At 46.6% G+C, this 21,685-nt stretch carries 24 protein-coding genes; 22 read left to right on the top strand and 2 right to left on the bottom strand.

Annotated elements, in window-relative coordinates; translation table 11 throughout:
* The first annotated feature begins 408 nt into the window (after positions 1–408).
* From NCCP2331_RS00695 to NCCP2331_RS00680, 4 genes are read left to right on the top strand one after another with little or no spacing between them, the layout of a single operon-like run.
* The gene (locus tag NCCP2331_RS00695; RefSeq protein WP_194841094.1) at positions 409–771 is read left to right on the top strand and encodes a GntR family transcriptional regulator; all 363 of its coding nucleotides are present in this window, start codon (positions 409–411) and stop codon (positions 769–771) included.
* Positions 771–1,679: an ATP-binding cassette domain-containing protein gene (locus NCCP2331_RS00690; RefSeq protein WP_153721646.1), complete on the top strand. Its 909-nt coding sequence runs from the start codon at positions 771–773 to the stop codon at positions 1,677–1,679. Before NCCP2331_RS00695 ends, NCCP2331_RS00690 begins: the two co-directional genes overlap by 1 nt.
* A complete protein-coding gene (locus tag NCCP2331_RS00685; protein WP_153721647.1) occupies positions 1,648–2,400 on the top strand; it encodes a hypothetical protein in 753 nt (250 codons plus the stop codon). The genes NCCP2331_RS00690 and NCCP2331_RS00685 overlap by 32 nt, the downstream gene beginning before the upstream one ends.
* Positions 2,397–3,119, top strand: coding sequence for a hypothetical protein (locus NCCP2331_RS00680; RefSeq protein WP_251667827.1), 723 nt, complete (start codon positions 2,397–2,399; stop codon positions 3,117–3,119). Before NCCP2331_RS00685 ends, NCCP2331_RS00680 begins: the two co-directional genes overlap by 4 nt.
* A gap of 251 nt (positions 3,120–3,370) precedes the next feature.
* Here NCCP2331_RS00680 and NCCP2331_RS00675 read toward each other — a convergent pair whose 3' ends face one another.
* Positions 3,371–4,240, bottom strand: coding sequence for a dimethylarginine dimethylaminohydrolase family protein (locus NCCP2331_RS00675; protein ID WP_251667946.1), 870 nt, complete (start codon positions 4,238–4,240; stop codon positions 3,371–3,373).
* A gap of 200 nt (positions 4,241–4,440) precedes the next feature.
* Between NCCP2331_RS00675 and NCCP2331_RS00670 the strand changes: the two genes are divergently transcribed.
* The 7 genes from NCCP2331_RS00670 (at position 4,441) to NCCP2331_RS00640 (ending at position 11,208) form a co-directional block, all read left to right on the top strand.
* Positions 4,441–5,103, top strand: a complete 663-nt coding sequence (locus NCCP2331_RS00670) for a GNAT family N-acetyltransferase (protein ID WP_251667825.1) — start codon at positions 4,441–4,443, stop codon at positions 5,101–5,103.
* A 140-nt stretch (positions 5,104–5,243) separates the two neighbouring features.
* On the top strand, positions 5,244–6,857 hold the full coding sequence (locus NCCP2331_RS00665; protein WP_309296349.1) for an ABC transporter substrate-binding protein: 1,614 nt from the start codon (positions 5,244–5,246) through the stop codon (positions 6,855–6,857).
* A 15-nt stretch (positions 6,858–6,872) separates the two neighbouring features.
* Positions 6,873–7,862, top strand: a complete 990-nt coding sequence (locus tag NCCP2331_RS00660) for an ABC transporter permease (RefSeq protein ID WP_153721650.1) — start codon at positions 6,873–6,875, stop codon at positions 7,860–7,862.
* On the top strand, positions 7,862–8,713 hold the full coding sequence (locus NCCP2331_RS00655; protein ID WP_153721651.1) for an ABC transporter permease: 852 nt from the start codon (positions 7,862–7,864) through the stop codon (positions 8,711–8,713). Before NCCP2331_RS00660 ends, NCCP2331_RS00655 begins: the two co-directional genes overlap by 1 nt.
* Positions 8,703–9,485: an ATP-binding cassette domain-containing protein gene (locus NCCP2331_RS00650; protein WP_153721652.1), complete on the top strand. Its 783-nt coding sequence runs from the start codon at positions 8,703–8,705 to the stop codon at positions 9,483–9,485. Before NCCP2331_RS00655 ends, NCCP2331_RS00650 begins: the two co-directional genes overlap by 11 nt.
* Positions 9,486–9,508: 23 nt before the next feature.
* Positions 9,509–10,132 carry an ABC transporter ATP-binding protein gene (locus NCCP2331_RS00645; protein WP_228551038.1) on the top strand — a complete coding sequence of 208 codons (624 nt, stop codon included), beginning with the start codon at positions 9,509–9,511 and terminating at the stop codon, positions 10,130–10,132.
* A gap of 857 nt (positions 10,133–10,989) precedes the next feature.
* Positions 10,990–11,208 carry a hypothetical protein gene (locus NCCP2331_RS00640; protein WP_153721654.1) on the top strand — a complete coding sequence of 73 codons (219 nt, stop codon included), beginning with the start codon at positions 10,990–10,992 and terminating at the stop codon, positions 11,206–11,208.
* Positions 11,209–11,258: 50 nt separating this feature from the next.
* Here NCCP2331_RS00640 and NCCP2331_RS00635 read toward each other — a convergent pair whose 3' ends face one another.
* Complete coding sequence (locus NCCP2331_RS00635) at positions 11,259–12,191, bottom strand: urea transporter (protein WP_153721655.1); 933 nt, start codon at positions 12,189–12,191, stop codon at positions 11,259–11,261.
* A gap of 179 nt (positions 12,192–12,370) precedes the next feature.
* Between NCCP2331_RS00635 and NCCP2331_RS00630 the strand changes: the two genes are divergently transcribed.
* The 11 genes from NCCP2331_RS00630 to NCCP2331_RS00580 all read left to right on the top strand — a co-directional run bounded on the left by NCCP2331_RS00630 (position 12,371) and on the right by NCCP2331_RS00580 (position 21,628).
* On the top strand, positions 12,371–12,673 hold the full coding sequence (locus NCCP2331_RS00630; RefSeq protein ID WP_153721656.1) for an urease subunit gamma: 303 nt from the start codon (positions 12,371–12,373) through the stop codon (positions 12,671–12,673).
* Positions 12,674–12,695: 22 nt separating this feature from the next.
* A complete protein-coding gene (locus NCCP2331_RS00625; protein WP_153721657.1) occupies positions 12,696–13,016 on the top strand; it encodes an urease subunit beta in 321 nt (106 codons plus the stop codon).
* Positions 13,017–14,729, top strand: a complete 1,713-nt coding sequence (ureC, locus tag NCCP2331_RS00620; protein WP_153721658.1) for an urease subunit alpha — start codon at positions 13,017–13,019, stop codon at positions 14,727–14,729.
* An 11-nt stretch (positions 14,730–14,740) separates the two neighbouring features.
* A complete protein-coding gene (ureE, locus tag NCCP2331_RS00615; protein WP_153721659.1) occupies positions 14,741–15,196 on the top strand; it encodes an urease accessory protein UreE in 456 nt (151 codons plus the stop codon).
* Positions 15,189–15,875, top strand: a complete 687-nt coding sequence (locus tag NCCP2331_RS00610) for an urease accessory protein UreF (RefSeq protein ID WP_153721660.1) — start codon at positions 15,189–15,191, stop codon at positions 15,873–15,875. The genes ureE and NCCP2331_RS00610 overlap by 8 nt, the downstream gene beginning before the upstream one ends.
* Positions 15,876–15,893: 18 nt before the next feature.
* Positions 15,894–16,505 carry an urease accessory protein UreG gene (gene ureG, locus NCCP2331_RS00605; RefSeq protein ID WP_153721661.1) on the top strand — a complete coding sequence of 204 codons (612 nt, stop codon included), beginning with the start codon at positions 15,894–15,896 and terminating at the stop codon, positions 16,503–16,505.
* Positions 16,506–17,330 carry an urease accessory protein UreD gene (locus NCCP2331_RS00600; protein ID WP_153721662.1) on the top strand — a complete coding sequence of 275 codons (825 nt, stop codon included), beginning with the start codon at positions 16,506–16,508 and terminating at the stop codon, positions 17,328–17,330. It begins immediately after the preceding gene.
* 144 nt (positions 17,331–17,474) lie between these two features.
* Entirely contained in the window at positions 17,475–18,521 is a 1,047-nt protein-coding gene (gene selD / locus NCCP2331_RS00595; protein ID WP_376776785.1) for a selenide, water dikinase SelD, read from the top strand.
* Between the two features lie 21 nt (positions 18,522–18,542).
* Positions 18,543–19,577, top strand: a complete 1,035-nt coding sequence (mnmH, locus tag NCCP2331_RS00590) for a tRNA 2-selenouridine(34) synthase MnmH (protein ID WP_251667823.1) — start codon at positions 18,543–18,545, stop codon at positions 19,575–19,577.
* A 128-nt stretch (positions 19,578–19,705) separates the two neighbouring features.
* Entirely contained in the window at positions 19,706–20,134 is a 429-nt protein-coding gene (locus NCCP2331_RS00585) for a YugN family protein (RefSeq protein ID WP_251667821.1), read from the top strand.
* A gap of 180 nt (positions 20,135–20,314) precedes the next feature.
* Positions 20,315–21,628, top strand: coding sequence for an MFS transporter (locus tag NCCP2331_RS00580; RefSeq protein ID WP_194841091.1), 1,314 nt, complete (start codon positions 20,315–20,317; stop codon positions 21,626–21,628).
* Positions 21,629–21,685: the final 57 nt, after the last annotated feature.

Here is a 21,685-nt window from a genome sequence, read left to right as displayed (position 1 = left end):
CGTATTTTTGCGCTCTTTGCAAAAATTAAGGCAATACAGAGTTCCTTCTGCACGCTATTTTCGTTCGCTCCCTTTAGTTGTCTCATCCTAGCGGGCTGAACCTCCCGGAGTCGCCTAAAACCAGTGCTCCTAACGCTACGCTTTTACTCGCAAAAGCCGTTCTACGTGACGGCTTTCACTCCGGTACACTAGGCTGGTTTTTCAGGACTTTTTATGTGAGTAGGTAGTAGTATGAGCATACTGTTTGAGACTATAACGATAGAAGTTTCTGCATGATAGTGGATAAAAAAATGTGCAGCCCTTGTACTGCGCATTTTTTTATATTGCATTTAATTAGCAAAGAATGTATAGTACATTACAACAGTAATGCACTGAGTAACCAGAAAGGCGGTGAAGCTCTTGCTGGAGATGGATGGCGAAAAACCGATTTACATACAAATTGCGGAATGGCTGGAAAATGAAATCATTGACGGAACACTGGAAGCGGACGACAAAATGCATTCGCAGTACCAGCTGGCAGAGCTGTTCAATATAAATCCCGCAACTGCCGGGAAGGGGCTGACGATTTTGCTTGATGCAGATTTGATTTATAAAAAGAGGGGTCTCGGGACATTTGTTGCCGCCGATGCACGGGAAAAGCTGCTGGCGAAACGGAAAGACCATACATTGCGCCGCCTGATTCGGGAACTGTTGGACGAAGCGAGATTATTAGGCATAGAAGACGAGGAACTGTTCCGGTTCATTCAGACCGAGCGAAAGGAGAGATTGTAATGCCGGCAATTTCAATGAAAAATGTAACGAAAAAGTACCGCTCACTGACTATACTGGACCAAGTCAGCCTGAATATTCGGCAAAACGTCATAACAGGCGTAGTCGGACGAAATGGAGCGGGCAAGACGACATTAATGAAGATGATTGCAGGATACACGAAAGAAACGGGAGGCGAGCTGCGAGTTTTCGGGGAGCGTCCGTTCAACAGTCTCTCGGTTTCGTCAAATATGATTTTCATAGATGACATGATGAATTTCCCGGATGCACTGACACTGGGCGATATTTTAATAGAGTGCGAGCGCTTCTATGCTAATTGGGACGGTGAATTGGCAAAACGGCTGCTGGAATACTTTTATTTGCCGCTGACGTTGAAGCATCGGATTTTATCGAAAGGTAAGCGGAGCACATTCAATGCGGTAGTTGGAATTGCCGCGCGGTGTCCGCTGACGATGTTCGATGAGCCGATCACCGGGATGGATTCGGCTGCACGCCGGGATTTCTACCGCGCGTTGCTGAAGGATTATATTGCGCATCCGCGGACAATTTTATTATCGAGCCATCATGTAGAGGAAATGGAAGACTTGTTGGAGGATGTGCTGCTGATTGACGGAAAAGGGGTAGGCTTTCACGGTCCGATCATTGAGCTGCAAGAGAAGTTTTTGTCACTGCAGGGGAAATTGGACATGCTGGAAGCCCATGCGAACCGCCACGCAGTCATTCACCGATCAACAGCCGGTCCACTGACGGAATGGATTGTGGATAATGAGCATACCGAATCGGAAATTGACGAACTGAAGCAGGCAGGCATCCGAGTCACGCCGGTTTCAGCGAGTAATGCCTATTTAGCAATGACCGGACAGACGAGAGGAGGGGTCGATGATGTTTTCAACGCAATGGAGCGTGCATGAGCTGGCGAAGCGTCAGTTTTTATTCAAACTGAATGCCAACGGACCGGCGTTTTCGATGCTGATCGTGCTGCAGATTATCGCGACCGTTTTTCTCGGCGGGGCATCGACTTCGACGTCAGACTATGGAAGTGAGCCGTTCAGCTTAAGCTATACGACCGTATCGAATGACGGACAGGTCGGCCTGACGCTGTTTTGGGCATTGATTGTCGGGTTTTTGCTGACTTCAGCTGCTCAGCGCAATGAATCCTTTGTCTTTGTGACGAACCGGCTGACCTTTCAGCTGGCAAATTTCTATTTTTTCTGTACGGCTGCACTGCTTGGCGGCGTGACGACCGTGATGCTCGGCTCCGTGATGAAAATTATTACACTGGCAGGCGGCCATGCGGTCATTGAAACGGCAGGACTGTTTTCCGCTCCGCTGGAATTTTTCTTGCAAATTTTCGTCATGGCGTCCTATACACTGCTGCTCATGCTGGTCGGTTATACGCTCGGCACTTTCGTTCAATACAGCCGTATTTTCATCATGCTGTTCGCGCTGATGTGGATTGGCTTCATGCAGTTTTCATTCTTTATGCTGGGCACTGATACAGACAGTCTGCTGCAGTTTTACTATGCGGAGCCTTCTGTCTGGCTGTTTGCCTTAAAAGTACTGCTGTCTGCAGCGGCCCTGTTTGGTATAAGCTTTTGGGTGACGAATCGATTGGAGGTGCGGAACCCATGATGATCTTTGCCATAGTTACGCCTATCTTGTTAGTCTTGGGCTTACTTACTATCATGATGACCGTGAAAAACATGGGACGTATCCAAATTAAAAAGAACGTCCACCGCAAGCTGATCATCGGTTATCTGATCCTGCTGTTTATCGGGGTCATCACAGCAGAAATCATGACTTCTATGAATGATCAGGAACCACCGCCGAAGATGCCAGAAAATGCTGCACAATTTGATCTGCGGTCTGCTATTGAGCAGGACGCGGCGATTCCTGAAAGACTTGTGGCAGCGAGAAGGACACATGAAGTGGACGGGACATTTGCGATTCCTGACTTATACAACGGAGCCTACATTCTGATCGAACGAACGCCCGGTGAAAGCAATATTATCGAAGAAACCGTTTTTAAGCCGGAGCTGTACGCAGGTTTTGACGTGTCAGACGGCTCATACTTTGATTTGACCGGTCAGCTGCAGATCGAACTGCCGGTATGGGACAGCCGCTCGATGCGTATTCCGAAACAGCCGGTAAATAAAATCCGCTACTCAATTTATCATGACTCGAATATGCTGACTCAATTCGGCAGCTCGCCCAGTACAAGCACAGGGATGGTATCGGGCACCGTGTCAGGGATGATGACAATCCATTTACGCATTCCGGAATCCATTGAGCTGGATATTTCTGAAACTGAAGATGAATTTGAATATGATCAGTATATCGAATTGCTGTAAAATAAAAGCTATCTTGAAGTGAAAATACTTTCAAGCTACCTTTTTTAAACGCCATTTTGATTAGTTCAGCACGGCAGCACGCCAAACAAGTAGCCAACCGCACCATTCATCAATAGAGGCGCACCAAACTATTTATTGAACGAGCCAAAACATGCTTTCACCGCACCTTTCCTTCAGGCTCTGCATAAAAAGACTGTAAAAAAGACTGTCAGCCACTCAGAAAATGAGCTTGCTGACAGTCTTTTTAAATATTATCCGCGTTCCACAGGCATCGAGCAGCATCTGAATGAGCCGCCCGATTTGATAATTTCCGAAAAGTCGACTTCAATCACTTGAAATCCATTGGCACGCAGCTTAGCATTCACTTTTGCATTCTGCGGAAGACTGAAAACTTTGCCGTTGCCGATCGACAACACGTTGGTGCCTAGAGAGAACTGCTCTTCTGCATCAACTTCGATCAATTCGAATGAAGCCGCCAGTTCGTCGAAGGTCTCCTGGTCGAAAGCCGGCTTGAAAATCAATGCTTTTTCAGATGAAAGAATATTAAATACACAGTCCAAGTGCAGATAGCGCCCGTCAAACGGGATACGCTTGACGTTATACTCAGGAAGCTTCTGTTCTAAATGGCGTACTGCTTTTGACGATGTCCTGCTGCTGATGCCGACATAGATGGTGTCGCGGTCGACAATTACATCGCCGCCTTCCATCCGGTCTGCAGCAGACTGATAGGTGATATCTTCTTCCGACAGCCATTCCTTCAGCGGCCCTTCCTCTCCTTTGCGGATATCTGCCGCCAGACCGGCAACAAACACTTCATTGCCAATCGTAAAGCCGATGTCCCGCGTGAATACCTGCTCCGGAAATTCCTCAGATGCGGGAAGGGTGATTACGTCCACTCCATTTTCCTTCAGCAGTTTCTCAAACTGCGCATGCTGTTTCATGGCGCGTGTCTTGTCGATATTCTCGTCCAGATATTGTTTCTGCACTTCATTGATTACTTCGTCAATTGCCATAAATTCTGGGGGACATAAAATGACCCGGCGTAATGTATCATATTCTGTCATGCATTTTATAGTTGAAGTTTTTTGTAGTTGAGCTCCCAATATTCGTGCGCCTCCCATTTTTGAAAGTACATTTACCAATTCCCTTTTCTTCGTTATAACAAACCTGTTTATTAGAATTAATGTAAAATTTAGCATTTGGTTAGCAGCGGACGACTGATGATAAGCCAAATTGCTATAAAGTTGAACGGGGATATTTTCACTTCCTGTATGGTAAAATACATTCTATCTGAGTGTTTTGCTGAAAGGTGAGTGACAGGATGACTTCTTTGCAGACGGATATTACTTTCTTAACCGAAGACCAGCTGCCCGAAATTACAGCGCTGCAGGAGAAAGTGATTGCGGTACTGGAAAAGCCGGAATTTCTGCAGCCTTTAACAGAGGAAGAACTTCTGAATATTTTGCGGGGGAACGGCATGATGGCTGGAGCTTTTGCAGATGGTCAGCTAATCGCGTTCAGGGCAATGCTTGATCCGGGAAATGATGAGGAACATTTAGGAGCGGATATTGGGATTCCTAATGAAGAACTGTCCGGTGTCCTGTATTCTGAGGTTTCATGTGTAGATCCAAAATTCAGAGGAAATGGGCTGCAGACCACGCTCGGTAAATGGCTGATGGAACGGATCAATACGAAACGCTATCGTTATATCTGTTCAACGGTTGCGCCGTTTAATATACCAAGTCTGAAAGATAAGTTTGCACTTGGTTTGCGGATCTCTGCGTTAAAGGTGAAGTATGGACACAAGTTGCGCTATATCCTATCTGCAGATACAGAAGCACCCGTTCAATTTGCTGCTCCCTCTGAAGAACGTTCTGTCTTGATGGGCGACAGTTTACAGCAACAGCAACTATTGGCTGAAGGATGGACCGGCGGACAGATAAAACAACAGGATGGCAACTGGCATGTCGTATACGTGAAATAATAAGGGATGACATAAGGCTATGCGTTAAAAATGCATGGTCTTTTTTTGCGTTTTTTTATTGGACGGGCATTCATATAGTGCAGCACTGCGTAATATATATAAGCTGAACTACTATTATGTAACGCTAAGGAGTGTCAGCAGTGAAAGGGAAAATGATGCCGCTATTTATACTTTGTCTGCTGGTCGGCATATTGTCGGCTTGCGGAAATAAAAAAGCAACTACTGTAAAAGAAGATGATAAAGCGGATGAGCAAACACGCAAGGATGAATTAGTACTTGCGATAGGAAGCGAGCCGGAGGACGGTTTTGATCCGATTACCGGCTGGGGTCGTTATGGTTCTCCTCTATTTCAGAGTACCTTATTATCTTATGATGAAAACTTTCAACTGGTTGGTGACTTAGCGACCGACTATTCTTTAAGTGAAGATAGTCTGGAATGGCAAGTGAAGATTAGGCAGAATATTCAATTCTCAGATGGAGAAGCTGTACGGGCAGATGATGTGGTATTTACATTTTCTGAAGCCAAGAACAGTAACTCGGTCATTGATCTCAGCAATTTAGAGAGCATCCATGCTTCAGACGACAACACAGTAATATTTACATTAAAACAGCCTGATTCAACATTTATTGCTCACTTAGCAAGTATAGGAATTGTTCCGCAACATGCGTATAACGAAAAATATCATGAAAAGCCTATAGGATCAGGTCCTTATCAATTGGTGGAGTGGAATCGTGGTCAGCAATTGATTGTGGAGAAAAATCCTTATTATTATGGAAATGAATCATTTTTCAAACGCCTGACTTTCCTTTTCACTGAAGCAGATGCCGCGTATGCTGCTGCACAGGCAGGACAAGTAGACGTAGCAGTCGTTCAGCCTCGTCTGGCCGATAAGAAAGTCGATGGGATGAAGTTGGTTGAGTTGGAGAGTGTGGACAATCGGGGAATAGTGTTCCCTTATGTGCCCTCTGGTCAAGTAAATGACAATGGAGATCCCATCGGAAATGACGTCACGTCGGACCCTCTCATAAGGAAAGCAATCAACATGGCTGTGAATCGTAAAGAGCTTGTGGAAAATGTGCTGGAAGGGTACGGCACTCCCGCTTATTCAGTGGCGGATCAGCTGCCCTGGTGGAATCCGGATACCGCTTTTGAAGACGGAAATTTGGATGAGGCTGCAAATATGCTCGATGAGGCCGGCTGGCAAATGAATTCGAACGGAGTGCGTGAAAAGGATGGAATTCCAGCAAGTTTTACACTGCTGTATGCCACTGGTGATGAACAGCGGCAATCATTGGCGATGGCGTTTGCCAGTATGATGCAACCGCTCGGTATCGAAGTGGAAACAGCAGGGAAAAGCTGGAACGATTTAGAACGCCTCATGCATTCGCACCCTGTTTTGTTCGGATGGGGAAGCCATACTCCTCTTGAAATGTATCACCTATATAGTACAAGTACTACTGGCAAAGGCTACTACAATCCAAACTACTATTCAAATAAAAAAGTAGATGAATACATGGAGAAAGCAATCCATGCCAATTCACCTGAAGAAGCAAATGAATATTGGAAAAAAGCACAATGGGATGGGGAGATTGGATTTTCAGTAGCAGGGGATGCACCATGGGCTTGGTTAGTGAATGTAGAACATTTATATGTAATTCGTGAAGACTTAGAGATTGGCAGGCAAAAGATTCAGCCTCATGGTCATGGCTGGCCGATGACAGACTTCATTCAGAACTGGCGGTTAATCGAGTAAGGAGACTGATGGATTATGCGGACTATGAAATTATGCAAGGTCATACTGCGAAAGTGTTTGCGGCTCGGCCTGTTGCTCATAGGCGTGAGTCTGTTATCATTCATGCTCGTAAAAAGTTCTCCGATTGATCCAGTAAGAGCCTATGTCGGGGCAGATATGATGACAGTCAGCCCTGAACAGTTGGAAAGAATCTCTTCTTATTGGGGATTGGGGCAAAATCCGCTGACGCAATTTGGCCATTGGCTGAGAGCCGTTCTCCAAGGTGACTTGGGGACCTCAACGATTTATCGGGCGTCTGTCGCAGATTTGATAGCGGAACGGTTTGGAGCCACTCTTTTACTGACAGGCGGAGCATGGATACTGTCAGGTGTGCTGGGATTTCTGCTGGGTGTGTTTTCCGGTCTGAATCCCGATACATTCATCGATAGGACGGTTCGCTTATATTGCTACGTGCTGGCTTCTTCACCAGGATTTTGGATTGGTTTGCTGTTCTTACTGTTCTTCGCCGTTCATCTCGGCTGGTTTCCAGTTGGTCTTGGAACACCTGCGGGCTTGCTTTCTGCCGAAGTGACATGGATGGACCGTCTGCATCATGTGATGTTGCCCATTGCTACATTGAGTATTTTAGGCGTAGCGAATGTTGCTTTGCATACGAGAGAAAAGGTTATTGAAATCTATCAGCAGCCATTTATTCAATTTGCCAGGGCGAAAGGAATAAACGGACTGAAGTTATTCCGCCTTCATGGGTTTCGCAGTGTCCTCCTGCCTGCAGTTTCCATGCATTTTGCTTCATTTGGTGAAATTTTTGGCGGTGCCATAGTGGCTGAGCAAGTATTTTCTTATCCCGGAATTGGTCAGGCGCTGGTAGAGGCGGGATTAGGAGGAGATATACCTTTGCTGCTCGGTATGGTTCTCGTCAGTGCGCTGTTTGTATTTGTCGGGAACTTACTGGCAGATATTTTATATGTGGCGGTTGATCCCCGATTGAGAAAGGGGGCAGTTTAATGCAGGCCGGAAATGAAGCTGCTGCGCACGATTTGAAGCGCAGGCGAAGCGATAAGCGGTTAATCTGGCTGCCGTTAACTGCGCTGATTGCTCTTCTCGCTTTTGGAATTTATTCTAATGAGCAAGTGATGGTGAACTTACAGTTGCGGAATCAGGCGCCCGGTCTGACACATATTTTCGGGACCGACTGGCTGGGAAGAGATTTGTTTTTCCGGACAATGTCTGGATTAACGAGAAGTTTGACTATCGGATTAATTGCTGCCTTACTCAGTACGTTGTTAGCAGTTATATTCGGCATTCTGTCTTGGTGGCATACGAAAATAGATATGGTGATCGTGTGGCTGGCTGATTTACTATTGAGCCTGCCTCATTTAGTGATGTTGCTGTTACTGTCATTTGCAATGGGCGGGGGTATGAAAGGGCTGATCATCGGCCTGACGCTGACACACTGGCCCAAGCTCTACCGCCTATTACGCAGCGAGATTCTTCAAATCAATGAGTCGCCGTTTATTCATGTATCAAGGCAACTTGGCAAAACGAAATCCTGGATTGCAGGGAATCATTTATTGATCCTCCTGCTGCCGCAAATAGTGGTGGGGTTTGTGTTAATGTTTCCTCATGCAATTCTGCATGAAGCAGCAATCACTTTCCTAGGATTCGGACTGCCGCCGGAACAGCCTGCAATCGGCAGCATTTTATCCGAGGCGATGGGCTTTTTGACAGCAGGTATTTGGTGGATGGCTTTATTCCCGGGTTTAATTTTACTGGCGACCGTGCTTTCTGTAGATTGGTATGGAAGGCTGCTTGGAAAGAAGTTACAAGTGAAGGGAGGCCATCATCATGGCGGTTGAACAGCGCTCATCTCTTTTTGAAGTGCAGTCTTTGTCAATTGGTTTTGACAACTCGCTTGGCAAGCGCCAAGTATTAATTCACGATATAGATTTTACCATCGACTCTGGTGAAATCGTAGCTATAATCGGAGAAAGCGGATCGGGAAAAAGCTTGCTGGCACAGGCGTTTATTGGTCTATTGCCGAAGTCAGGGTTTTGGAGAGGGCGTATGCTTTTCAAGGGGGAAAAAGTTCAGTTTGAAGATCAACAGCGACTTCGTGGAAAGAGCATCTTTTTACTTCCTCAATCTGTAGAAGCACTAGATCCCTTTATGAAGGTTGGTAAGCAGATACAGACTGTACTGAAAAAAGGAAGCAGACTGCAGACGGATTTGGATTTATTGGAAAAAGTAGGATTGCCGCCAGGGACTGACTCGCTGTACCCATTTGAATTGTCAGGTGGAATGGCTAGAAAGGTATTGGGTGCCATGGCGTTGGCAAGCGAAGCTGATTTGGTGATTGCGGACGAACCGACGCCCGGATTAGACGAAGAGTCGCTGCGCACCGTAGTCGGCCTCCTGAAACAGTTGTCTGCAGAAGGAAAGGGAATTGTACTCATTACGCATGATATTCGGATGGCTTTGCAAATTGCTGATCGAATTGCCGTCTGTAAAGAGGGAAGGATTGTGGAGGTGGCAGCTGTCGAGGACTTTTCTAATCGAGGAGAAAGACTGCGGCATCCCTATTCCAAAGCTTTATGGAAGGCCCTTCCGGAAAATGCTTTCTCCACCTAATGAAAAGAAAGTCGGGTGTTTACATGCTGGAAGCAAAGAGCATCGGTTATGGTTACTCGGGCAGATGGGTATTTCGTAATCTCAATCTGCAAATCTCTGAGGGGGAAGTGGTTGGCTTATCTGGAAACAGCGGCTGCGGCAAAACGACAATGGCTAAGGTCTTGGCAGGATACATGGAACCTTCGGAAGGTGCCATTAAAGTGATGGAGAAAAGTATGGACAAGACCGCAACGGGAAGAGCACATCCCGTCCAATTAATTTGGCAGCACCCCGAGCAAACGGTCAATCCAACATGGAAGTTGTCTAAACTGCTTGAAGAGGCCGGGCATTCTGATAGTGATCTGATGGAACAGTTACATATCGATCCGCAATGGCTCTCCCGGTATCCGCATGAATTGTCGGCCGGACAGCTGCAGCGTTTCTGCTTGTTGCGGGCATTGCTTACAAATCCATCCTATGTTTTGGCGGATGAGGCAACGGCTATGCTGGATACTGTGACGCAGCTAGAACTTTGGAAGTTATTATTGAAGTTGGCGGAAGTTCGCGGAATCGGTATCTTGGCCATCAGCCATGATTCCTATTTACTTGATCGCATCAGCACACGCAGACTTCAGTTTTCAGAGCTTACTCAGCATATATTTTCATAACCATCCTGGGTTTGCATTAAAGTTGGTTCTTGGCAATTTTTCCGGCAGGTATTGCGAGAACTATGCAATGCTTCTGGTATGTACTGGTTTCGTTGCTCGACTTTGCAGGGATTTTGAATGAGGTGTGAGTTTGCAGTTTAAACTCGCTTCGGCGCTGGGGGATTGCCTTACGCTGTGAGCCTACTGGCGAAAGGCGTGCCAGCAGTCTCACAGCCACGGCCGACCCCGCAGTTGCGCCTTCGCTGGTGAAGGGAATGTATGTCATGTTGCTTTTTTTTGCAGAGTGTGGATTTAGTTGGCTTTGTTTCGTTGTTCGATTTTGCAAACGCATTGATCACAAGATGCTCAGCCTTTGCAGGATGAAAAGTAATGTATGAAGAACCGCACCTTTCGTAATAATCTCAAATAATATACTCATATTGCCTGCTCACACAAAAAGTTTTGAAAAACTAGCCAGTGTACCTTCGTTCCAGGCAGCCTAAGTTCGCCGCGTCCTGCGGCAACGGCTGCATGACTCACTTCGTGTGAGCCTGCGGCAAAACCACTCCGGGAGGGTCAGCCCGACAGGTAAGACAACTTGCGGGAGCGAAGCGAAAGAAGATGGCAGAAGGCACCCTGTATTGCCTTAATTTTTGCAAAGAGCGCAAAAATACGGCAAAGCGAACCCTTCGCTGTTCGCTTGGCTTACCGCGGGCCCTCCGGAACGCGTCCGCCTGGAACGCAGGGAAACGGTCTCTCTCCACTCACCCTATATTGCGCAATCATATTATTTTATTTTAGTAAAAAAGCGGTTACGAATCCTGCCATTTACACATACTGTCCAGCGTAGAGTGAAATCAGGGCAAGGGGGTGACCGCGTGTTTGAAAATTTTAAAATGATAGAGCCATTGTTTGAAGATCAAGTGCACGAACGCCATCAGTTTGTTGTAACGATGGAGGGAGAAGAGTATACGGGAATCTTGGAAGACGGTGAAATTATCTGGTATCATCCAAAGCCTGACGCCGTAAAAGCAGACGAGCAAATGAATGAAATAGAAATCGAAGTAAAAAAGTTAATTGGGCAGCAAGTAAAATAATCTCTCAAAAGACTCGCACCTGCGCTGGCTGCGAGTCTTTTGCCATTCAATTAAAACCTCGGAAACACTTTTCTCACCCCAAGCAATAGCCATGTACTTAAAACAAACGGCATAGTGAAAGCTGGCAGACCATATGGCATGAGCAAGGTTGTGACGGCAGCAGTTAAGGGGACTGCAATACATGCACCTAAAATGCCTGTTACAACGGCCAGCCGGTTTGAGGAGTCTTTAAATACAACTGACACCGCAAGAATCGTCAAAATTGCGTTATATCCATACAAGCCCGCTTGAATCAATGAATGCTCCGCCAGTAAAACGAATGCTGTTAAAACCGCAAAAACATTTCCCACGATTGCAAAAACTCCAAATCGCCAGCCTGCCCAGAATAAACCGGCGTACAGCAATACTCCTGAAATTGAATTTTGCAGAAAAAAAATCTGCCCTATCCCATTTAGCATTGCCTGCATACCGCTAACATTGCCCTCGATATGCAAATCCCAGCGAGACAGATCCTGCGGCACTAGTTCAGAAGATAATTGAATGATGTCCAATCGGTAAGATGCTAATAAGGTAATCCAACTCACAATAATGAAAGGGAATGTTAAGACAGGAATTTCAGTCTGCCGCATAAAATGCATGACAGTGGCAGTGAAAAGTGCCGTTACAGCAGCTCCGAACAGGCCGATGATCCAATGATAAGGCCCTGTTAAAAAGAGGGTGAGAGCGATTCCCGTCAGAACCGGACTGTATCCCAGTAAACCTTGCTGTATCAGTTGAGTATCTGCCTTGCCCGCGAGGCCGATTAATGTGCCGATTAGAGAGGACAGCAAAGCGACCATACCGAGCAGGGGAGAGGAAACTGTGATCGCCAATAAAATTAAAATTCCTGTCATTGTATTTTCAATAAATAACACTTGTGAAACACCTTTACAAGTTGCGGCGGCAATTGCACGCCATGTCATGAAGGGATTGATAGACACCATGGAATCCACCTCTTTTCTAAACGTTCATCTGCTTACTGATCATAATATGAGCAATTTAAATCAAATTATGTTGAAAGTCCCGGAGAACTGTTGATTAAGAATAATTATAAATGGACAACATGGTAAGTGAATACTTTGTTTGGAAATATAGGCTACCTATTGAATGGGAGGACTGTAAAATGCACTTACTACCAAGAGAAATTGATAAGCTTCTCATCGTTGTAGCGGCAGACGTGGCGAGACGGCGAAAAGAAAGAGGACTGAAATTGAATCATCCGGAAGCAGTTGCCTTAATTACCCATGAAGTACTGGAAGGTGCACGGGACGGCAGGACTGTTGCCCAGTTAATGGAATACGGAGCTACGATCTTGTCGCGTGATGATGTGATGGACGGAGTTTCTGAGATGATTCACGATGTGCAAGTGGAAGCAACTTTTCCAGATGGAACGAAACTTGTCACGGTTCATCAACCAATTAATTAATACACCATGGGAGGAACGTACAATGCAGCCAGGAGAACTATTTTTGAGAGACGATGTAATTATTATAAATAAAGACAGGCCCATTACTACGCTGACAGCAAAGAATACTGGAGACCGGCCGATTCAAGTAGGTTCACATTATCATTTTTATGAAGTTAACGGAGCCATACAGTTTGAACGGGAGAAAGCCTTCGGAAAACGGTTAAATATTCCGGCAGGCGCGGCGGTGCGATTTGAACCGGGTGATGAAAAAGAAATCGAATTGATCTGCTTCACCGGCAAACAGCGCGTATATGGTTTTAATAATAAAGTCGACGGTTCTATAGAAGGAAGGTGCAAATAAATGGGTTTTGAAATGTCGAGAGAGCAATATGCGCAAATGTATGGACCGACTGCAGGGGATTCCATTCGTTTGGCGGATACAGATTTATTCATACGAGTGGAGAAAGATCATACAACTTATGGAGATGAAGTAGTATTTGGCGGCGGGAAGGTAATTCGCGACGGCATGGGCCAGGATCCGCTTATTACCCGTGAAGACGGGGCGCCGGATACAGTCATCACCAATGCAGTGATTGTGGATTATACAGGAATTATTAAAGCCGATATCGCAATCCGTGACGGCAAGATTTCAGGGATTGGAAAAGCAGGAAATCCGAACATCATGGATGGTGTCAACATCGTCATCGGTGCGGGCACAGAAGTGATTGCGGGGGAAGGATTAATTGTCACGGCCGGCGGAATCGACACACACGTCCATTTCATTAATCCTGAACAGGTCCGGACAGCATTGGCTGCCGGTACGACTACGCTGATTGGCGGCGGCACGGGACCAACAGCCGGCTCAAAGGCGACAACCGTTACGCCCGGTGAGTGGCATATTCACAAAATGCTCGAAGCTGCTGAAGGATTGCCGATTAATGTAGGTTTTACAGGCAAAGGACAGGCTGCCGATAAAAAACCGTTAATTGAGCAAGTGAAGGCGGGCGTCATTGGGTTGAAAGTTCATGAAGATTGGGGTGCCACTCCCTCAGCAATCGACAACGCACTGTCTGTAGCGGATCAATACGATGTTCAAGTGGCACTTCATGCAGACACGTTAAATGAAGGCGGCTTTATGGAAGATACGATGGCAGCGATAAAGGACCGCGTCATTCATATGTATCATACCGAGGGAGCAGGCGGCGGGCATGCACCGGACCTGATCAAATCAGCAAGCTACCCAAACATTTTGCCGTCCTCAACTAATCCTACTTTACCCTTTACCGTCAATACAGTGGATGAACATTTGGACATGCTGATGGTATGTCACCATTTGAATCCATCTATTCCGGAAGACTTGGCTTTTGCAGACTCACGGATTCGTCGTGAAACGATAGCTGCAGAAGACATCCTTCAAGACATGGGTGTGTTCAGTATGACGAGTTCAGATGCGCAGGCAATGGGGCGTGTGGGCGAGGTAGTGTTGCGTACATGGCAAACGGCCAATAAAATGAAACACCAAAGAGGCACGATGGAAGGCGACGAAGAACGGTCGGATAATACGCGGGTAAAACGATACATCGCAAAATACACGATTAATCCGGCAATTACTCACGGAATTTCCAAGTTTATTGGTTCAGTGGAAGTAGGAAAGTATGCAGATCTTGTCCTATGGTCTCCTGCATTTTTTGGTGTAAAACCGGAAATGATCCTGAAAACCGGTTTTATTGTAGAAAGTCTGATGGGAGATGCGAATGCTTCGATTCCTACACCGCAGCCCGTCATTTATCGCCCAATGTATGGACAAGTCGGGAAGACACTGCAAACGACCGCAATCACATTTATTTCGCAGGCAGCCTACGATGATAAAGTCCACGAGAAATTGGGACTGCAGCGAATTGTTCTGCCGGTTGGCGGCATACGTTTATTGACGAAAAAAGATATGAAATTGAACAGTGAAACGCCCGAAATTACTGTAGATCCGCAAACATATGAAGTGTATGTGAACGGCGAACATATTACATGCGAGCCAGAAGATGAGTTACCGATGGCTCAGCGATATTTTCTATTTTGAGGTGAGAAAGAATGATTGTAGAGGAAATTGTAGCGAATATACAGCAAATGGATGACCAAGAGATTCAAAAGCGGCATATAGAAAAGGTCTACTTGGAAAGTGCCCATCTGGTCAAGCGGGTGCAGCGTGTGAAAACAGATCATGGAAAAGAAATAGGCATTCGGTTAAAGCAGCCGCGCGATCTTCAGGCGGGTGATGTCCTGTTCATGGATGAGCGGAACTTGATCATGATCGATGTCATTTCAGATGATTTGCTAGTCATCCAGCCGCGCGGTTTGAAAGAAATGGGAACGATTGCACATAACTTGGGAAATCGTCATCTGCCGGCTCAATTTGAAGGAGATGACATGCTGGTTCAGTATGATTACCTCGTCGAAGAGCTGCTGCAGCAAATGGAGATTCCTTTTGTACGGGAGGAACGTAAAGTACGACAGGCGTTCCGTCACATAGGCCATAGTCATGACTGACCACTATTTACCTTTAATGCAGCTTTGTGATTCCAGTTTTCCGACTGGTGCATTCAGTCATTCCTATGGACTGGAAACGTATATTCAGGAAGGATTGATCCATGACCGGCAGTCTTTCACACAATGGCTGACAGCATTTTTACACGAGCAGCTTATTTATACAGACGGACTGGCCAGCAGGATTGCGTTCAATGCGCTGGAGCAGAATGACGTGGAAGCACTGTGGGCGCTGGACCACAAACTGTATGTACAGAACCTGCCTTCAGAAACACGGGAAGGCGCTCAAAGGATGGGGCAGCGAATGGCGAAGCTGATTCAATCCTTATATGACATACCGGTTTTGACTCTTTATGCAGACAGGATGCAGAAGAAACAATCATTTGGTCATCCTGCGCTCGTGTTTTCCATGGTTGGACATCATCTGAATACGTCTTCATTCGCTGTTACGCTGTATTATTTATACTCGACTTGCAGCAGCTTAATTCAAAATGCAGTACGGGCAATTCCCTTAGGACAAACAGATGGACAGAAAACAATTCAGCATTTTCATGGTGAATTACAAAAAGCGGCGGAACTTATTCAATGCATGGACATAGAAGATTTCGGTATTGTTTCGCCCGGTCTGGAAATTGCACAGATGAAGCACGAGCATGTGAATATTCGTATTTTCATGTCGTGACAGTAAAGGAGATTTCATATGAAACCGATAAAAATTGGAGTAGGCGGTCCTGTTGGCGCCGGTAAAACACTGCTAGTTGAAAAAATAACGCGTGCTTTACAGGGGCAAGTGAGCATGGCTGTCGTGACCAACGATATTTATACAAAAGAGGATGCAAAGTTTTTAATTCAGCATGGCATATTGCCTGAAGACCGTATCATTGGAGTGGAAACGGGCGGATGTCCGCATACGGCTATTCGTGAGGATGCTTCCATGAACTTTTCAGCCATCGATGAATTAATAGGCAAACATCCGGACGTCGAACTTATTTTTGTGGAAAGCGGCGGTGACAACTTGGCTGCTACCTTCAGTCCTGAACTAGTGGATTTTTCTATTTATATTATTGACGTGGCACAGGGTGAAAAAATTCCACGTAAAGGCGGGCAGGGGATGATCAAATCCGATTTATTCATTATCAATAAAACGGATCTGGCTCCGTATGTGGGTGCCAGCTTGGAAGTGATGGAGGCAGATACCAAAGTGTTCCGTGGAGATAAGCCCTTTGTATTTACAAATTTAAAAGACAATACAGGACTTGATGAGGTCATACGATGGATTGAGGAGCATGTGCTGTTAAGGGGTCTTCACTAATTGGCCGGGTGGACAGGTCTATTACGGCTGGCTGTAGCGGACCGGAACGGCAAGACGGTGCCAAATCGAGTCTATTTTGAAGGCGCATTGAAAGTGATGCGCCCCATTTATCATCAAGCATCAGGACAGGTTTGCTATTACCTGTTGAACCCGGGCGGCGGTTATATAGATGGAGATCGTTACCGCATGGAGATTACCGCAGAGAAACAGGCGCGTCTCACTCTGACAACACAATCAGCGACTAAGGTGTACAGGACTCCCCGGCATCACGTCTATCAAGAAGCAGAATTCCACTTGAAAGAGGGAAGCTATCTGGAGTATCTTCCTGATCCGTTAATTGCTTATCAACAAGCACGCTTTATGCAAAAAACCGTTGTGAGGATGGATCGGACCTCCACCTTGTTTTATTCAGATATTCTGACGCCCGGGTGGTCGCCTGAGAATCGGGATTTCAGCTATGAACAGCTTCGTTTAATAACCGAAATCTACGTGGATGATGAATTAGCAGTGTACGATCACATCAAGCTGCAGCCGGCTCATCAGAAAATGGACGCACTTGGTTCGATGGAAGGTTACACACATTTAGGCTCCATTTTGGCAGTGCGTGGAGACATCACGCAAGACTTGGTCAACCGGCTGTATCAAGAAGTTGCGGAAGCAGAAGTCGAATGCAGAATCGGAATATCGCGTTTGCCGATTGGCGGGTTTACCGTGCGTATTTTGGCCAATCAAACACAGGTGGTAGAACGGATCATTGAACGGTGTCATCACTTTGTCAGTAAGGAGTGGTTCCAGACCAAGCCGAGCTTCTTGCGAAAGTATTGAAGGCGTCATCTTAGCGGCAGTTGTTATGGCTGCTCTAAGAGGATGCCTTTTTGTGCAGAGCAAGAATTCCAAGTGCCGATTCGCGAGTGAGAGCAAAATTTATGATAAAATTAAGGCACTACAAATGAAAGGTTGATTTCCATTATGCGAAATTCTTCTGTTAAATTGACATCATTGTCTTCAAAAGGAGGCTGCGGCTGTAAAATCGGACCGGCCGACCTTGCTGAAGTTTTACATACACTGCCTCCTGGCCTTTCTGACCCTAACCTGCTTGTCGGTCTTGATACGAGCGATGACGCGGGGGTATACAAACTGAGTGATACGATGGCGATCGTACAGACGCTAGACTTTTTCACACCAATCGTCAACGACCCGTATGACTTCGGGCAAGTGGCGGCTGCGAATGCAATCAGCGACGTTTATGCGATGGGCGGCAAGCCAATTACCGGATTGAATATTGTAGCTTTCCCGATTCACACACTGGATCGCAGCATCCTGACTGAAATTCTGCGCGGAGCCGGCGATAAGCTGAAAGAAGCGGGCGCAGTACTCGTCGGAGGCCACTCCATTGATGATCAAGAGCCGAAATTCGGCATGCAGGTCACAGGCACGGTTCATCCTGATAAAATCCGTACGAATGCAGGAGCTAAGCCGGGAGACCGCTTGATCTTGACAAAACCGATAGGCGTCGGCATCATGACCACTTCATTGAAAAATGAATTGCTGACGGAAGAAGAGATTACGCTTGTTACGAAGGTCATGACCACGCTTAATAAGACGGCGTCTGAAATTATGGATGATTACAGCGTCCATGCATCAACAGACGTAACAGGCTTTGGCTTGCTTGGACATGCATCTGAAATGGCAAAAGGAAGCGGCGTCTGCCTGCGCATCGACAGTGAGAAGGTACCTGTCCTGCCGCGTACAAGAGAACTGGCGGAAGTGGGTTCAGTGCCGGGCGGAACGAAAAATAATCACGCTCATTTGGCAGGTGACGTTGATTATCCAGAATCAATGGATCAGATCGGCCAATGGATTTTATGTGATGCCGTGACGTCGGGCGGTCTTCTTGTGTCGGTTGCAGGAGAAGAGGCTGACCGCCTTCTCGCTCAATTGCGCGAACAAGGTGTCGACGCCCATTTGATTGGGGAAGTAACAGACGAGCAAGACGGAAGAATTATTGTGCAGTAAATCAGGGAGATGGTGAACGAAATGGTTCGAGAATTAACATTGACAGATGCATTGGAACTACAAAAAACACAATCACATACGCTGGTCGATGTCCGCTCTCCTAAAGAGTTTGAAGAAGCAACGATTCCCGGCAGCCTCAACATTCCGGTTTTTTCGAATGAAGAGCGGGCGGAAATCGGTACGTTATATAAACAGGTCGGCAAGCAGGCCGCGATGGACAGAGGACTGGAGATTTTCTCCGCGAAACTGCCTGCGTTCATTGCGGAATTCAGAAAGATCGGCACACCGATTACGGTCTATTGCTGGCGCGGCGGTATGCGAAGCAAGACGGCAGTGACAGTGCTTGAGCTGATGGGAATCCGCGCAAATCGTATAAGCGGCGGAATTCACACGTACAGAAAGTGGGTCATCCAGCGTCTTGAGCAGCCCTTCACACCTGAGCTTATTGTGCTGAACGGCTATACAGGAAGCGGTAAGACAAAAATTCTGCATAAGCTGACGGAAGACGGCTACCCTGTGATTGATTTAGAAGGCATGGCGGGGCATCGTGGTTCCATTTTCGGACAGATCGGTGTGAAGCCTAATAATCAAAAGAAGTTTGAAATACTGCTGGCAGAGAAGCTCGACCGTTATGCAGATGAGCCGTTTGTGTTCATTGAAGGGGAAAGCAAGCGCATAGGACAAGTGCATATGCCGCCCTTATTGTTTGAGAAAAAAGAGAAAAGTCCACAGTGGATCATCCAGCTGCCGACCAAAGTCCGTGTAGATGAAATTATGTCAGAGTATGAGCCGAAGGAGCGCCCTGAACAGTTTTTGGAAGCGTTCAAACTGATTAAAAAGCGAATCCATCAGCCGGTTGCTGCAGACATTGAAAGTGACTTGGAAAATGGACGATTTGCTGAAGCTGTCGAGCAGCTGCTGACAAACTACTACGACCCGCAGTATGAATATTCCGTTGCGCGTTTTGCTGTTGCAGGCGAGCACGTTATTCAGGCGGAAACGGTGCAGGAAGCCTATGAAGAATGTCTGGACAGATGTAAGGAATTAAAGAAATAAAACAGCGGCAGCTCTTCTTTTTCCGGAAGTTCCTGTTGGTTTGCCGGCTATGTAACTGGGGTATTCCTAGATATACATTCAACTAGATCAGCAGCGAGAAAAACCGACAAAGAAAAGAGGGGCAAGCCATGATTGAATTAAAAACCACTATGCCGGGTAAAAAAGCGTTGTTCGGCGATGCATGTAAAGTTCTTGCGGAACATGGAGTAATCATCGGAGGGAACTGGGATTTTGACCGGGGGAACTTCGACACAGTATTAAAGCAGGATGGCGGCGAGTCCGTCTATTTACGACTGCCTTTTGATGTAGTGGACGGCGTAATGGACGAGGACAGTGCGATGATCTCATTCGGCACACCATTCATTATCAAACACGTAGTGAATATTGGTTTGGACGATGATGATAGCCCGGTGTTAGCGGCTGCCGGACTGGATCAGTTTCAAACACCGCATGATAAAGATGCACCGATTGTATACGATGAAAAGTGGGTGCACGAAGGCGAAGACCTCATTGCGAGATTTTCAGAAAATCCTATTTTCATTATACCCTTTGTATAATACAGACACAGTATGAGAGCAATCCCTGAAGATAAGGGAATTGCTCTTTTTTTATGTGCGCTGATTAAAAGAGAGTCTTCCGCTGCAGGCGCCGTCAGATATGATAAGATGGATGGAATTATTAGCGCATAAACACTATGTCTGATAAGAGATGATACATAGACAGACGGCCTAAGGGGGATGGGAAAACAAATGGCAAGACAGCAGGATTACTCTCAATACACACAATCAGAACATGCCCAGCAGCAATTGTACAAGAGATCTTTGATTGTGGTCATGATTTCTCAAATTTTTGGCGGAGCCGGATTAGCAGCGGGAATAACTGTAGGAGCCCTATTGATTCAGCAGATGACCGGGAATGAAAGCCTGGCTGGCATGCCGATTGCACTGGCTACTTTCGGTTCTGCTTTTTCTGCATATCTAGTCGGAAGAATTTCGCAGCGTTATGGCCGCAGACTTGGCCTGGGGGCCGGCTTTATAACGGGAGGCATCGGCGCGCTCGGCGTGATTGCCGCTGTGGCGATGGGAAACCTTTTCGTATTATTCATTTTCTTGTTTATTTATGGGGCAGGCACCTCGACCAATCTTCAGGCACGCTATGCCGGTACTGACCTGGCCAATCAAAAACAGCGTGCTACGGCAGTCAGTATGGCCCTTGTTTTTACTACGATCGGTGCTGTCGCCGGTCCTAACTTGGTTATACCGATGGGGTATGTGGCGGACTTTATCGGCATTCCGACATTAACAGGCGTATTTTTATTAGCAGGAGTTTCCTATATCCTGGCAGGTCTTATATTTCTCATTTTCTTGCGTCCTGATCCGCTGTTGGCTGCACGGGCCATTGAACTCGCTAAGACAAAGGAAAGAGAACAGGCAAATGACGGAGCGTTTATTCACGAGCATAAAGCGAGCCGAATGGGCATCTGGACAGGCGCGATTGTCCTGGTTCTGTCCCATGGTGTGATGGTGGCCGTCATGACAATGACACCTGTTCACATGAAGCATCACGGCGCTTCATTGGAAGGCATCGGTTTGGTAATCGGACTACATATTGCCGGCATGTATCTGCCCTCCATCTTTACTGGTGTCTTGGTGGATAAAGTAGGACGGCCGGTAATGGTAGTGGCTTCCGGCGTGACCTTAGCGCTGTCAGGCATACTCGCGGCATATGTGGCCGGCGGATCCGTTTTCTGGATGTCCGTTTCGCTGATATTGCTCGGCGTAGGCTGGAATTTTGGATTAATCAGCGGCACAGCAATTGTCATTGATTCCACAGATGTGCTGACACGTGCGAAGACGCAAGGGAGTATTGATGTATTTGTAGCGCTCGCCGGCACTTTGGGCGGCCTGGCATCAGGCTTAGTTGTTGCATTCTCGAGTTTCGCAATGCTTGGTCTTCTAGGAACATATATCGCACTGCTGCTCATTCCGCTGATTATCTGGGTACGCTTGAAAGAAAAAAAGACATCGGCTGAAGCAGCTTTCAAAGCATAGAAACCGCAGCTGTAATCTTGAGGCAGGCACGTTAATTCATTTCACTGCATAGATTGA

Origin of the sequence: Sporosarcina sp. NCCP-2331 (assembly GCF_023707945.1) — a bacterium.
Classification (GTDB): Bacteria; Bacillota; Bacilli; order Bacillales_A; family Planococcaceae; genus Sporosarcina; species Sporosarcina cascadiensis.
This window is presented reverse-complemented; position numbering and strand designations above follow the sequence as displayed.

What these genes read in the sequence shown, in the direction of transcription:
- NCCP2331_RS00695 (WP_194841094.1), top strand. Translation starts at nt 409, where the DNA reads ATGGATGGCGAAAAACCGATTTACATACAAATTGCGGAATGGCTGGAA.
- NCCP2331_RS00690 (WP_153721646.1), top strand. Translation starts at nt 771, where the DNA reads ATGCCGGCAATTTCAATGAAAAATGTAACGAAAAAGTACCGCTCACTG.
- NCCP2331_RS00685 (WP_153721647.1), top strand. Translation starts at nt 1,648, where the DNA reads ATGATGTTTTCAACGCAATGGAGCGTGCATGAGCTGGCGAAGCGTCAG.
- NCCP2331_RS00680 (WP_251667827.1), top strand. Translation starts at nt 2,397, where the DNA reads ATGATGATCTTTGCCATAGTTACGCCTATCTTGTTAGTCTTGGGCTTA.
- NCCP2331_RS00675 (WP_251667946.1), bottom strand. Translation starts at nt 4,240, where the DNA reads ATGGGAGGCGCACGAATATTGGGAGCTCAACTACAAAAAACTTCAACT.
- NCCP2331_RS00670 (WP_251667825.1), top strand. Translation starts at nt 4,441, where the DNA reads ATGACTTCTTTGCAGACGGATATTACTTTCTTAACCGAAGACCAGCTG.
- NCCP2331_RS00660 (WP_153721650.1), top strand. Translation starts at nt 6,873, where the DNA reads ATGCGGACTATGAAATTATGCAAGGTCATACTGCGAAAGTGTTTGCGG.
- NCCP2331_RS00655 (WP_153721651.1), top strand. Translation starts at nt 7,862, where the DNA reads ATGCAGGCCGGAAATGAAGCTGCTGCGCACGATTTGAAGCGCAGGCGA.
- NCCP2331_RS00650 (WP_153721652.1), top strand. Translation starts at nt 8,703, where the DNA reads ATGGCGGTTGAACAGCGCTCATCTCTTTTTGAAGTGCAGTCTTTGTCA.
- NCCP2331_RS00645 (WP_228551038.1), top strand. Translation starts at nt 9,509, where the DNA reads ATGCTGGAAGCAAAGAGCATCGGTTATGGTTACTCGGGCAGATGGGTA.
- NCCP2331_RS00635 (WP_153721655.1), bottom strand. Translation starts at nt 12,191, where the DNA reads ATGGTGTCTATCAATCCCTTCATGACATGGCGTGCAATTGCCGCCGCA.
- NCCP2331_RS00630 (WP_153721656.1), top strand. Translation starts at nt 12,371, where the DNA reads ATGCACTTACTACCAAGAGAAATTGATAAGCTTCTCATCGTTGTAGCG.
- NCCP2331_RS00625 (WP_153721657.1), top strand. Translation starts at nt 12,696, where the DNA reads ATGCAGCCAGGAGAACTATTTTTGAGAGACGATGTAATTATTATAAAT.
- ureC (WP_153721658.1), top strand. Translation starts at nt 13,017, where the DNA reads ATGGGTTTTGAAATGTCGAGAGAGCAATATGCGCAAATGTATGGACCG.
- ureE (WP_153721659.1), top strand. Translation starts at nt 14,741, where the DNA reads ATGATTGTAGAGGAAATTGTAGCGAATATACAGCAAATGGATGACCAA.
- NCCP2331_RS00610 (WP_153721660.1), top strand. Translation starts at nt 15,189, where the DNA reads ATGACTGACCACTATTTACCTTTAATGCAGCTTTGTGATTCCAGTTTT.
- ureG (WP_153721661.1), top strand. Translation starts at nt 15,894, where the DNA reads ATGAAACCGATAAAAATTGGAGTAGGCGGTCCTGTTGGCGCCGGTAAA.
- selD (WP_376776785.1), top strand. Translation starts at nt 17,475, where the DNA reads ATGCGAAATTCTTCTGTTAAATTGACATCATTGTCTTCAAAAGGAGGC.
- mnmH (WP_251667823.1), top strand. Translation starts at nt 18,543, where the DNA reads ATGGTTCGAGAATTAACATTGACAGATGCATTGGAACTACAAAAAACA.
- NCCP2331_RS00585 (WP_251667821.1), top strand. Translation starts at nt 19,706, where the DNA reads ATGATTGAATTAAAAACCACTATGCCGGGTAAAAAAGCGTTGTTCGGC.
- NCCP2331_RS00580 (WP_194841091.1), top strand. Translation starts at nt 20,315, where the DNA reads ATGGGAAAACAAATGGCAAGACAGCAGGATTACTCTCAATACACACAA.